The sequence below is a fragment of the Luteibaculum oceani genome, assembly GCF_007995015.1.
Lineage (GTDB): Bacteria > Bacteroidota > Bacteroidia > Flavobacteriales_D > Luteibaculaceae > Luteibaculum > Luteibaculum oceani.
Genome location: NZ_VORB01000006.1, coordinates 42797 through 55671, shown reverse-complemented (window position 1 = coordinate 55671; position 12875 = coordinate 42797). Strand labels below are relative to the sequence as shown.

12 protein-coding genes are annotated in these 12875 nt (G+C 40.6%); 7 read left to right on the top strand and 5 right to left on the bottom strand.

Translation table 11 applies throughout. The features are described 5' to 3' along the window. Positions 1-6 precede the first annotated feature (6 nt). The 4 genes from FRX97_RS07530 to FRX97_RS07515 all read right to left on the bottom strand — a co-directional run bounded on the left by FRX97_RS07530 (position 7) and on the right by FRX97_RS07515 (position 4062). On the bottom strand, positions 7-582 hold the full coding sequence (locus FRX97_RS07530) for an anthranilate synthase component II (RefSeq protein WP_147014587.1): 576 nt from the start codon (positions 580-582) through the stop codon (positions 7-9). Then, positions 582-1982, bottom strand: a complete 1401-nt coding sequence (locus FRX97_RS07525; RefSeq protein WP_147014586.1) for an anthranilate synthase component I family protein — start codon at positions 1980-1982, stop codon at positions 582-584. The genes FRX97_RS07530 and FRX97_RS07525 overlap by 1 nt, the downstream gene beginning before the upstream one ends. 309 nt (positions 1983-2291) lie before the next feature. Beyond that, the gene (locus tag FRX97_RS07520; protein ID WP_147014585.1) at positions 2292-3446 is read right to left on the bottom strand and encodes an ABC transporter permease; all 1155 of its coding nucleotides are present in this window, start codon (positions 3444-3446) and stop codon (positions 2292-2294) included. Between the two features lies 1 nt (position 3447). Next, positions 3448-4062, bottom strand: a complete 615-nt coding sequence (locus tag FRX97_RS07515) for an ATP-binding cassette domain-containing protein (RefSeq protein WP_147014584.1) — start codon at positions 4060-4062, stop codon at positions 3448-3450. A gap of 90 nt (positions 4063-4152) precedes the next feature. On the opposite strand from FRX97_RS07515, the gene FRX97_RS07510 reads away from it, so the two are divergent. The 4 genes from FRX97_RS07510 to meaB are packed head-to-tail and all read left to right on the top strand — an operon-like array spanning position 4153 to position 7948. Further along, on the top strand, positions 4153-5433 hold the full coding sequence (locus FRX97_RS07510; protein WP_147014583.1) for a DUF819 family protein: 1281 nt from the start codon (positions 4153-4155) through the stop codon (positions 5431-5433). 3 nt (positions 5434-5436) lie between these two features. Continuing rightward, positions 5437-6339 (top strand): histone deacetylase family protein, encoded by a 903-nt coding sequence (locus FRX97_RS07505; protein WP_147014582.1) that lies wholly within the window; start codon positions 5437-5439, stop codon positions 6337-6339. A 1-nt stretch (position 6340) separates the two neighbouring features. Next, the gene (locus FRX97_RS07500) at positions 6341-6904 is read left to right on the top strand and encodes a 5-formyltetrahydrofolate cyclo-ligase (protein WP_147014581.1); all 564 of its coding nucleotides are present in this window, start codon (positions 6341-6343) and stop codon (positions 6902-6904) included. After that, positions 6905-7948 (top strand): methylmalonyl Co-A mutase-associated GTPase MeaB, encoded by a 1044-nt coding sequence (gene meaB, locus FRX97_RS07495; protein WP_147014580.1) that lies wholly within the window; start codon positions 6905-6907, stop codon positions 7946-7948. It abuts the gene before it with no gap. On the opposite strand, the gene FRX97_RS07490 is transcribed toward meaB, so the two are convergent. Then, positions 7945-8466 (bottom strand): DUF7935 family protein, encoded by a 522-nt coding sequence (locus FRX97_RS07490; protein WP_147014579.1) that lies wholly within the window; start codon positions 8464-8466, stop codon positions 7945-7947. The two genes, meaB and FRX97_RS07490, sit on opposite strands and share 4 nt — an antisense overlap. An 85-nt stretch (positions 8467-8551) precedes the next feature. Here FRX97_RS07490 and FRX97_RS07485 point away from each other — a divergent pair, with 85 nt between their 5' ends. The 3 genes from FRX97_RS07485 (at position 8552) to FRX97_RS07475 (ending at position 12874) form a co-directional block, all read left to right on the top strand. Continuing rightward, positions 8552-9748: a pyridoxal phosphate-dependent aminotransferase gene (locus FRX97_RS07485; protein WP_147014578.1), complete on the top strand. Its 1197-nt coding sequence runs from the start codon at positions 8552-8554 to the stop codon at positions 9746-9748. Positions 9749-10041: 293 nt separating this feature from the next. Next, complete coding sequence (locus FRX97_RS07480; RefSeq protein ID WP_223266584.1) at positions 10042-11043, top strand: bifunctional heptose 7-phosphate kinase/heptose 1-phosphate adenyltransferase; 1002 nt, start codon at positions 10042-10044, stop codon at positions 11041-11043. Further along, on the top strand, positions 11036-12874 hold the full coding sequence (locus FRX97_RS07475; protein WP_147014577.1) for a TrkH family potassium uptake protein: 1839 nt from the start codon (positions 11036-11038) through the stop codon (positions 12872-12874). The genes FRX97_RS07480 and FRX97_RS07475 overlap by 8 nt, the downstream gene beginning before the upstream one ends. Position 12875 lies beyond the last annotated feature (1 nt).

The following is a 12875-nucleotide window of genomic DNA, read 5'->3' as shown; positions in this document are numbered from 1 at the left end:
TGAGTCTTAATTGTTACCAACAGCTTCCATCCAGTTTGCCAAAAGCTGCTTTCCTTGTGGAGTTAAAATGGATTCGGGATGATACTGTAATCCCCAAATTGGTAAAGACCTATGTTTTAAGGACATGATAGTTCCTGAATCGACTTCTGTAGAGGTTAATTCTAGTTCGGAAGGAAGATCTCCCTTTACTTCCCAACTATGGTACCTACCTACTGAAATCTGCTCTGGAAGGTTTTTGTAAATAGGATCTTGCCCCAAAATTTTTATGTCGGAACTAGTCCCATGGTAAACGGTGCTCAAATTGTTTAGTTTACCCCCAAAAACTTCGGCTATAGCTTGCATACCCAAACAGATCCCCAACATGGGCTTGGATTTTGAATAGTAAGAAATACACTCCTTCAAAATACCTGCATCTTTCGGTAGTCCAGGCCCTGGAGAAAAAACAAAAGCATCAAATGCATCCATTTCCTTAAGACCAATTTTATCGTTGCGTACCACGGTTACATTAGCCCCCAAATCCACCAAATAGTGCTCTAGGTTGTACGTAAATGAATCGTAATTGTCGAGTAATAAAATTTTCATTACCTAAAATTTCGGTTAGCAATATCAATAGCCTTCTCGATAGCCCCCACTTTATGGTATACTTCGGCCAACTCTCCCTCCTCGGTACTGGCATCCACTACTCCAGCCCCTGCTCTATATATTAACTTGTTCGATCTGCACACTGCGGATCTAATAAAAATAGCTTGGTTAATACTTCCATCAAGTCCAATAAACCCAACAGTTCCTCCATACAATCCCCTTGGCTTTTGTTCCAAATCTCGAATAATTTCCATCGCCCGATATTTAGGCGCACCAGAAAGTGTTCCTGCAGGAAATGAAGCTCCGAGAATTTCAAGAGGACTATTTCCAGCCTTTGCTTTTCCAATAACCTTACTTACCAGATGGATAACATGAGAGTAGTAATGAATTTCTCTATAACTCTCTACCTCAACCTGGTTAGCAACTTTAGAAAGGTCATTTCTTGCCAAATCAACCAACATAGTATGTTCGGCATTTTCTTTGGGATCCTCACTTAGTTTTTTGGCTAATTCGCGATCCAGATCGTCATTCCCCGAACGCTTTATCGTTCCCGCAATAGGAGATATAACCAAATTACCACCCTCACTTTTTATTTGCGCCTCGGGCGAAGCTCCTAGGAATTTGAAATGAGCTAAATCGAAGTAAAACATGTAGGGCGAAGGGTTAACCGCACGCAATGCCCGATAAAGATTAAACTCATCACCCTGGTAGTCCCTTTGGAATTCTCTCGACAATACAACCTGAAAAACATCGCCCTTTTTACAGAATTCCTTGCCTTTGCTTACCGCATTTTTAAATGCCGACTCGGTATTATTGCAGCTTCTTTCTTCGCTGATATTCAACCGATAGCTTGGATATGTTTTTATGGATAATAGCTCCTCAATTTCAATGAGATTATGACTATCATCCTCACTAAAACAATAAATTCTAGCGGTGTTAGAAAAGTGATTTATCTCTAAGACATTCTTAAAAAGCGTGTAATGCAACAGCGGCTCAGACTGTTCCTCGCTGGGCGAAAAATCTATATCCTCGAACAAAGAAACGCCCTCGAAACTGAGCATTCCGAAAAAACCGTTTTTGAATTGGAGCTCGTTTGCATTCTCCACCGCAAAGGATTCAAAACAGGTATCCACCTTATTAATAAGCTCCTTTTTTGATAAGTCTTTAACCTTCTCTATTTGCTTCAACAAAAAGTTTTGATAGTTGAAACTCAAATCGGTATCCACCCAAACAGTTGCTATGGGATTAAAACATATATAACTCGTGGCGTTTTCCTGGCTATGACGATCGGCACTTTCCAATAAATAACTATTGGGAAAAATGTCTCTCAGTTTAAGGTACGCACTCACCGGAGTGTATGTATCTGCAATTAGTTCTTTGTAAAATGCTTTTAGTTTCATGCCTATAGAAAATAAAAAAGCGGATTGTTGTGAACAATCCGCTTTAAGGTAAAATTAAGGTTTCACAACAGTTCAATCACCGTCGTGTCCACCAAATGATATTTACCTTTGTGTAATCCATAATCCCGAGGCAAATATAATTCTAAATCTATACCCTCAAAATTATTTTCTAAAAATTTTCAGTATCAAAATCAAGTAAATACAATATTATATACCGCTAATTACAAGGTTAACCATTTACGAATTTATAAGGCCTGTTAAGTAGTGGGCAATAATTTTACTAATCCTAAAGGCTGCCATCGATAATTTTTATTTCAATTCGCGCTGAATAATTTTCCTAATCGGAAGAACTAGGTATTTTACCGTTGGAATAAATCCTGCCACAATACAACAGAGTAAAAGATTAATCGCCGCTAAAAGCAATACCGATAAATCGGGTAAAGAGTTTAACCCAACACCATAACTGGTTTTGATCCAACTCCCTATGAAATAAATTAACCCAGCGTAGGCAATTAACCCCAACCCATACCCAATTACTAGGAGAACGACGTTTTCTGCTAAGAATAATCCAATAACCCTTGACTTATTAAATCCTCTAAAAAACAGGAGAGCGAAATCTCTTTGTACATCTCTTAAACGAGCCATAATTGCAGCCAATAATGCCAATCCGCAAACCACAAAAAACAAATAACTTAATGCGTTGAGAATCTCGTACGCACCAGCGCTTAACTTTTTAAGTCGGTCTACCTCTATACTTGGTAGCGCGGCTTGAAGATTGCTATTATTATTAATAATACGTGGTAACTGAAGCTTTGCCAGGGGTGTTTTGGTACTTATTAAAAGAGAAGTGTATTCTCTTGGTGCATTGGGATGCATTCCATAAATCGTTTCCATGGAGGTAAAAAATCCGATATCCCTCGGGCAGTTGCAAGAGGGAAGAGTTGCTTTGACCACAAACTCATCTTCGTGCTCTTTTCCATTATCGCTTCCATGATGCGCATGTAATTTATCTCCAGGCTCTATGGCCAATTGGGCAGCTGCAGTATTCCCAACCAACAACTCGTAGGTTTTGAGTCCTCCAATGTGCAAGTCGGGAAAAAACTCGGAAGCCGTCCCTTCCAATCCCACCAATTTATATCCTTTAATTTGATCCCCAAATCCCATTTTTAGCACATTTTGCACCATGGGGTTTGCTATAATTTTTTCACTTTCTCCTACTGAAATATTGCCGGTTGGATTATCTATAAGAAAAAGAGAGGACAAAACTAGTTGAAGCGGACTCCCCTTCGCTCCTACCACCAAATCCACCCCAGAGACAGATTTATTTAGGTGCTCATCTGATTTTACAATTAACTCTCGGGATAGGGAAAAAAGAACTACTGCAAAACTTGCAAATAAAACCACCAGTATACCCGACCATTTATTACGGATAATTTGTAGTTGTATGTACTTAAAACCTCGCACGCTACAGCTCTATTGAATTTGAATAACCTCGAACCCTGTTATCATGCGAAACCATGACTACAACTGGATTAAATTTACTTTGATATAATTTCAGCAACTGCATAAAACCCTCCACGTTGTCATCGTCTAAACTGGCGGTGGGTTCATCGAGGAGTAGCAGTCTATGCGCATTGGCAAATACCGATATAATTTGTGCTCGCATTGCTTGTCCAAGAGACAATTCATCTGGATACTTATTCAGTTCTTTTTCCATTTTAAAAATGGTAATCATCTCTGCTATCCATTCGCGATCCTCCGACGTTTTCAACTTCCAGTTATCCAATCCGAAGGAAAAATTAATGGGCATGTTTTTGAGTAACAATGGAGTTTGGGCTACATACCCTAATTTTCCAGATTTAAATAGGGGCTTTTTATAGTCGGAATAAGCTCTTCCCGCAAAAAATATATCTCCCGAATAGCCGGTAATCAACCCTGCTAATAGCTGTAATAAAGTGCTTTTACCAGACCCAGAAGGACCGTTTACCCGCAAAATTTCCCCGTTGCTTACCATAAATTCTGGGTACTGAATTACCCTTTCTTTTGCATACGAATATTTTAATCCTCGAATTTCTAGCATTAAAATTCCTTTGGGCGAATATAGTAGAATCTAAATGGCATAAACGGGTTGAATAGTATGCTTACATTAGCCCTCAAAAATTTTAAGATAATGCCACTTTTTACCAACGACGCTATTGTTTTAGGAATTTTAATGGGATTACTCGGTTTGGTTTTTTACACATCGAGTTCGAAAAACCCTTTTTGGCAGAAGTTCTACAAGGTAATTCCAGCTCTTTTACTTTGCTATTTTCTCCCCGCCATTTTTAATAGCCTTGGCATTATATCTGGGGAGGAATCGAACTTGTATTTTGTTGCCAGTAGATATCTTTTACCAGCAGCCCTTATTTTACTTTGCATAGCCATAGATCTAAAATCTATAATAAACCTGGGCCCAAAGGCCTTAATAATGTTCTTTACCGCAACCTTGGGTATCGTAATTGGAGGTCCTATAGCTCTTGCCATAGTTGGTAGTTTTGCCCCAGAGGCAGTAGGCGGTGAAGGTGCCAATGCAATTTGGAGAGGTCTCGCCACTGTTGCGGGCAGCTGGATTGGTGGAGGAGCAAATCAAACCGCCATGAAAGAGATTTATGGCGCAAGCGACACCCTGTTTTCTGCCATGATAGTGGTAGATGTTTTTGTGGCCAACCTTTGGATGGCTTTCCTTTTATACGGAGCTGGAAAAAGTGACGCCATTGATAAAAAATTAAAGGCCGATAATTCTGCAATTGCAGAGCTGAAGAAAAAAGTAGAAGACTACCAGGCTCAGATAACCAAAACCCCTACCACGGGTAATATCATGATATTATTTGCCTTGGTATTTATAGGCGTTGGGCTTTCGCATTGGTTTTCTGATTTGGTAGCACCCGGGCTCGATGCATTTATCAGCAATAAAATTGCAGGAAACCCAGATTCGGGATGGAAGTTTCTAACATCGCTGGGCTCTGGATTCTTCTGGATTGTGGTAATTGCCACCACCGTTGGAGTCGCGTTTTCCTTTACACCCATTAGAAAAATGGAAGGGTATGGCGCAAGCAAATACGGAAGTATCTTCATTTACATATTGGTAGCCACCATTGGTATGAAAATGGACATTGGTGAGCTTATTTCTCAGTGGCAGGTATTTAAATTTTTAATTCTAGTTGGATTAATCTGGATGCTTATTCATGTATCCATCCTTTTAGGGGTAGCCAAACTTGTGAAAGCACCATTCTTCTTCGTAGCTATTGGCTCACAAGCCAATGTGGGTGGAGCCGCTTCTGCACCAGTAGTTGCATCTGCATTTGCACCCGCTTTGGCACCGGTTGGGGTTTTACTTGCAGTTTTGGGCTATGCTTTGGGAACATTTGGCGCAATTCTTTGTGCTACTTTGTTACAAACCGTTGCACTGTAAATCATGCTAAAGATTGCATACCACGACTGTTATGCACACCCGCTTCCCGAGGGACATCGTTTCCCAATGGAGAAGTACACCCTTTTACCTCAACAGCTACTTCATGAAGGCACCCTTGAGGAGGATAATTTTTTTGAGCCTCATCCCGCCGAAGATGGCATTCTCGGGTTAACTCATGCGGAAGATTACATAGAAAAACTTAACAAGCTACAGCTAGATCGAAAAGAAATAAGAAGAACAGGATTTCCCCTTAGCAAAGAACTAATTGCACGCGAAAAGACCATAATGCAAGGAACTATTATGGCCGCAGAATATAGCTTACAGCATGGAATTGCTATGAATATAGCAGGAGGCACCCATCATGCCTACAGCAATCTTGGAGAAGGATTTTGCTTGTTAAATGACAATGCAATTGCAGCCAACTATTTGCTCCACACAAATAAAGCTAGACGAATACTAATCGTTGACCTGGATGTACATCAAGGAAATGGTACTGCCGAAATATTTCAAGATTCCGAGAAGGTTTTCACTTTTTCTATGCATGGAAAAAACAATTTCCCATTGCGAAAAGAAAATTCCGACCTAGACATCCCACTAGAAGATGGTATGGGTGATGAGGAGTATTTAGATATATTGAAATACAACTTGCCCAAACTTATAAACCAGCATAAACCCGACTTCATATTTTATCAATGCGGAGTGGATATATTGGCTTCAGACAAATTGGGCCGGCTGTCCTTAAGCATAGATGGTTGCAAAGAACGCGATCGCTTTGTTTTAGAATCCTGCCATGAAAAAGGAATTCCAATAACCTGTTCTATGGGAGGTGGATATTCTGAGGAGATCAGAGTAATTATCGAAGCCCACGCTAATACCTACCGTTTAGCACAAGACATTTTTTTCTAGAATGGATAAACAAGAGCTGCGAAAAAAATACAAGAAGTTAAGGCTGGAACTAACGGAGAAAGACCACCAATTTTTTTCAAGAGGAATAGAGAATAATCTCTTACCCCTAATGGCTAATTTTAACGTAGTACACACCTTTCTTCCTATTGCCAAACTCAAGGAGTTCGACACATTTAAGCTCATTGAAAACCCAAAATTAAATCACATTCAATGGTTCACTTCCATTGTTAATGAGCTTGGTGGTCTTGAACATGTGGACGTTTGGCCCAAAATGGAGTATGTTTTAGACAGCTGGAGCATTCCCATTCCCTTAACCAAGAAAGAAGCAGACCTACCTAAGGTGGAACTAGTACTTGTTCCGCTGCTTTGCATTGATAAAAATGGTAATAGAATAGGATACGGCAAGGGCTACTACGACGGTTTTTTGTCTACGCTTTCTCCTACTACTCAATTTTGCGGCATCTCTTTTTTTGACCCCATTGAGGAAAGCATAAACACCGAAGCACATGATATTCCACTCCACATGTGTGTTACTCCTAACCAGATTATTAATTTTAAAAATTAGATGGAGAAAAGATTATCGGCAAGGGAAAAGGCTATTGCCAAGCTAAAAAAAAGCAATAGCTCGGATTTAAACCCCAGTGAACTGGTTAAAAAATTGGTGGCTGGAGATTTAAATACCCTGTCTACAGCAATTACCCTTGTTGAGAGCAAGCTCGATAAACACAAAAAAATCGCACTAGAAGTTTTGGATCGCTGCATTCCGCATGCCGGAAATGCAAAACGAATTGGTATTACTGGGGTACCCGGAGTTGGTAAAAGCTCCTTTTTAGAGGCTTTTGGGATGTATTTGGTAGAACAATATCAATTGAAGATTGCGGTGCTTGCCATCGACCCTTCTAGTGTTAGTTCTGGAGGAAGCATTCTCGGGGACAAAACGAGAATGGAGGAACTAAGTATGCATCCAAATGTATTCATACGCCCCTCTCCTACTTCTAATAGCCTTGGTGGTGTAGCGCGTAAAACACGAGAAGCTCTTTTGCTCTGCGAGGCAGCTGGCTACGATGTGATTTTTATTGAAACGGTGGGAGTCGGTCAAAGCGAAACCACCGTTAAAAATTTGGTGGATTTTTTCCTACTACTCATGCTCTCTGGAGCGGGTGACGAACTGCAGGGCATTAAGCGAGGAATAATGGAGATGGCCGATGCCCTGGTAATAACGAAAGCAGATGGAGATAACAAAAACCAAGCGCTAAAAGCTGCCCGATCCTACAAAAGTGCTATGCATCTTCTCCCACCTCATCCATATAATTGGACCCCCAAAGTGGACACCTGTTCCTCGAAGGAAAAGGAAGGGTTGGACCGGGTTTGGAACATTGTCTCAGATTATTTCGATACAGCAACCAACAAAGAATTTCTCCAACACCTGCGAGCAAAACAGAATATAACTTGGTTTGAGCAAAGCTTGGATGACATACTTAAGGAAGAAATTCTTTCCAATGGAGAGATTAAGTCTAAGTATCTCGACTATAAAACCCAGGTTGAAAAGGGTGAAAAATTACCTCACATTGCAGCTCAAGAGCTGGTAAAAACCATTCTAAAAAACTAAAACTGCTTATTCATCTCCTGCCGTAAAAGGGTAATAGCCTTATCCACCGCGTCGTACTCTTCGCTGCCAGCAAGCTGAATGATCAACTGGGAATATTTTGCCGCATTTTCACCCTCTTGTACTTTTTCGGAGGCTAAATTCATAATCATCACGGTTTGCTCTCTAGCCTTTTTAACCAGTTGCCAAGCCTGTGGCGACACATAAAGCTGTTGGGAGATATTGTGGTCGAATTCGGTACGAATATGCTTTAACATTTCTCGCTGCAAAGCTTGAGCACTCACCCCTGGCGTATTTACCCGTAAAACCAAATTATTTAAACGAATGCGCTCAAGCAGTATTACCAAGCGCTCGTATGCTTGAAGACGAACTGGTTGGATAGCTTGCTTGGCACTAACCTTCCATTTTATCTGTTCAATTTCCTTTTTCGAGTCGGCCACCCGTTTAACGAGAATCAAAGCGGCCCCTGCTATAATTAAACAAGGAAGTGTTATTGCAATTATCAGTACCCAGCTATCCATAATCAATAAATTATCCCGCCGAAATTAGCGAATGCCGCGAAACTAGCACTCCCTTTTTTTTAGCTTTGCCCAAAGTCCCAAAATAATGAGTAAAACATCTGAATTTCTTAATAGAATTAGTGAATCGGAAACTCTTGCTGCTGCGAGAATTGCTAGAGAATTAAAGCAAAGTGGCAAAGATGTAATTGCTTTAAATATTGGGGAGCCCGATTTTAATACACCGGATTTTATTAAGGATGCAGCCAAAAAGGCAATTGATGATAATTACTCGAAATATCCACCCGTAAATGGATACTTAGAATTGCGGGAAACCATTTCGAAGAAATTTAAGCGCGACAATAAATTAGATTACCACCCAGACAACATATTGGTTTCAACTGGCGCTAAACACAGCCTGGTTAACGCCATTTTAGCAGTGGTGGAAAAAGGTGATGAGGTTATCCTTTTCACTCCATATTGGGTTAGCTACAGAGCAATGGTAGAATTGGCTGGTGCCAAGGTTGTTGAAGCTGCAGCTGGCGTAGATCAGGACTACAAAGTTACCCCTTCCATCCTAGAAAATGCCATTTCCGATAAAACCAAAATGCTAATCTTTTCCTCACCTTGTAACCCAACTGGATCGGTGTATAGCGAAAAGGAACTAAGGGCAATAGCTAAGGTGCTAGAAAAACACCCAAATATTTTGGTAATCTCCGATGAAATTTATGAACACATAAACTTTGTGGGACAGCATTTTAGCATTGGGCAATGCTCAGAAATTGCGGACCGTGTAATTACAGTGAACGGAGTATCTAAATCCTTCGCCATGACGGGTTACAGAATAGGCTACATGGGCGGACCTACCTGGGTAATTAAAGCAGCCACTAAACTTCAAGGCCAGTTTACATCTGGTGCAAATGGCATTGCGCAAATAGCGGCTAAAGCGGCACTAGAAGCTCCAGCGAGTAGTGTTCACTATATGCGCGACGATTTCGAAAAAAGAAAATCTCTGGTACTCGAAAAACTAAATGAAATACCTGGGCTTAAGGTTAACAATCCAGATGGAGCATTTTACGTATTCCCCGAGGTAAAAGAGCTTTTTGGTAAAAAGACCAAAGACGGTCAGGTTATTGCTAATGCCGGCGATTTCTGTCAGGCCTTGTTAGAAGACCAATATGTAAGCGTAGTGAGTGGATCGGCTTTTGGTGCGCCCAACTGCTTCCGAATTTCTTATGCAACGGCCGAGTCGGATCTGATAAAAGCTCTGGACAGAATGAAGGCTTTTGTTTTGAGTCTGGATTAAACAAAGCACCTTATCTGGCAAAACCTGCCATTTACCACCGTACTAAGACAGCTTTATCGGTGAATTAATTTTTTCGCCTTGCAATCTCCTACCTTTTCACTCAGTGTCCAATTAAGACTATAACCTTTTTTAGTTAGTCAGTTAGTAAGCCTTACTCTTGGCTAGACTGGATGGAGATGCTTATCAAAAAATAGGCATCTCCATTTTTTATTTAGCCTTAAAAGCAATTAAAGCATGCTTTCCGAGTAGGGTAAATCAAAGTAGCTATCTTTGCCCAAATTTCAGACTTAGCATTGCCTACTCAAGCTCAAATCGAAAATTGGTTTCAACGATTTAACGACCAACACATCGTGGTAATTGGAGACGTTATGGTTGATGCCTACATCTGGGGAAAAGTGAGTCGGATTAGCCCTGAAGCTCCGGTTCCAATAATCAATATTACCAAAAGGGAAGAACGCCCAGGTGGAGCAGCTAATGTTGCTTTAAACCTTAACGCCCTTGGGGCAAGTACCCATATAATTGCCAATGTGGGTGAGGATATCGCCGGAGATTCCTTTATTTCCCTATTGGATCAACAAGGAATTTATACCGAAGGAATTATAAGATCCAAAAACAGACCCACTACAGTAAAGACTCGGATTATTTCCCAAGGGCAGCAAATGTTAAGAGTGGATGAAGAATCGACAAAGTACATTTCGCAGCAAGAGGCCGAAACCTTGGTAAATCAATTTAAAGCGACCATTGCTAAGTACCCAATAAAAGCATTAGTTCTAGAAGACTACAATAAAGGACTATTATCGGAGTGGGCCATTTCTAAGTTAATTGAGGTTGCCAACGAGAATAAAATACCCGTAACTGTAGATCCAAAAAAGGACAATTTCTTCGCCTACAAAAACGCTACGCTTTTCAAACCTAACTTTAAGGAATTAGTGGAGGGACTTAAAGAAGAGATAGATGTGAGCTCCGAAGATAGTGTTCACCACGCCTTGGAATCTTTAATAGCCCGGATGAATATTAAATCTGCAATGGTAACCCTCTCCGAGCATGGAGTACAGTGTTTCGCTGATGATTACACTGGGAGAATCCCTGCGCACAAAAGAGAAATATCCGATGTTTCGGGTGCGGGTGACACCGTTATTGCTGTAGCCACCCTTTGCTTGGCAGCCAAACTCCCCTCTGTAATAATGTGCGAACTATCTAACCTTGCAGGTGGATTGGTTTGTGAGGAAGTGGGTGTAGTTCCAATTAAAAAAGACAAACTTTTAAAAGAGGCGATAAGAGTGCTTAATGCATAATTCCATTGACAAATTACGTGAGCGAATTAACATTGTAATCTTTGGTGTAAAGGACAATACCCTTCGCACGCTTAGAGCAGTTTCTCTTTTAGTTTCCTTTTCGGCTATCGCACTGGTAATCTATTACTACGGCTTTCCACTAGATACCGAAACTGACAAATTGATATTCAACCTTATTGAAATCACTTTTGGATTTTACATCTTCCACTACTTTGCTAGGCTTTTCTTCGATTTTCACCCGCGGGAATTTCTAAATCAAAACAAGTTTGAGGGAACCATAGTTGCCTTGCTGTTAATAGAGGGAATTGCCAAAAATTTCTTCGATGTATTAATCCTCGAACAACTGTTTTTAAGTCTCGGCTTTAAGGGCTTTGCCGATTTCTCCACTGTCTTTATCCAGGTATACCTTCTTACGGCAGCTTTGGTTGATGTTTCGCGGAGAACCAACCTTACCAGTACTAAAACAAAGCTACATCCCTCTACTATTTTTATTGCGGTGTTCTTGTTCCTCATCTTGGCTGGCACGGCACTTCTTATGCTTCCCGAAATGACCATTCAAGAAGGTAGCATGAGCTTTTTGGATGCTTGTTTCACCTCGGCTTCCGCAGCATGTGTAACGGGATTGGTTATATATGATACAGCCGAATTTTTCACATTTAAGGGGCAATTTGTACTTATGATCCTCATTAAACTGGGTGGTATTAACATTATCGCATTTGCAACCTTTACCGCTTTGTTTCAAAAATTGGGCTTTGGTGTAAAGCAACATGAGGTTATTGAGGATTTTATGAGCAAGGAATCCTTATTAAGCTCCAAAGGGCTATTCGGGAAACTAGTATTAGCCTCGGTGGCCATTGAGGTTATTGGTGCGCTTTGCTTATTCTTTACTTGGGATAAAGCCACCCCTTTCAACTCCTTTAACGATAAAGTATTTCATTCAATATTCCATTCCATTTCTGCATTTAATAATGCAGGGTTTTCAACCTTTACAGGGGGATTATATGCTCCTGTTTTAAAGAGCTCGTACATCATGCACATCGTGTTGGGCTTACTAATTTTTATAGGGACCATGGGTGTTACAACCATCCTGGAATTATTTTCTATTAAGGAGATGCGGAAAAGACTAGAATTTCCGTGGAAAAAACTTTCGATTGTTACCAAGGTAAACCTATACATGTCCTTTACCCTACTTATTTCGGGTGCCTTAATCTTTTGGTGGCTAGAAAAAGACGGGGTTTTAGCTGGACAAAATGGTACAGAATCCTTAATTACCTCATTTTTCTCATCGGTAACTACGCGTTCGGCTGGATTCAACACCATTGACTTTAACGCTCTATCACTTCCCGCCCTGCTATTGGTGCTTATTTTAATGTTTATTGGTGCAGCACCAGCATCTACTGGTGGAGGTATTAAAACAACAACCTTTTTCGTGCTTATTTCTTCTACATATGCCACCCTAACTGGGCGACATACGATAGAGTTTTCAAAGCGGACTATTCCGAATGAATCGGTAAACAAGGCCTATTCTGTTGTGCTATTTGCGGCAGGTGCTATTATCGTTAGTACCTTTTTCCTGACCATCACTGAGAGTGAAGCGTTGGCAAACGGGACTATGAGCTTTTCTCAATTGTTTTTTGAGGAAATTTCTGCGTTTTCTACCGTGGGACTATCTATGGGGGCAACTCCAAATCTTTCGGAAGCAGGAAAAACTATTATTATACTCAATATGTTTGTTGGTAGGATAGGAACGCTAACCATTGCGTATTTATTTACCAAAAATCTATCCACCTTAAAATACAGATACCCAGAAGCCAATTTATTGATAGGATAAC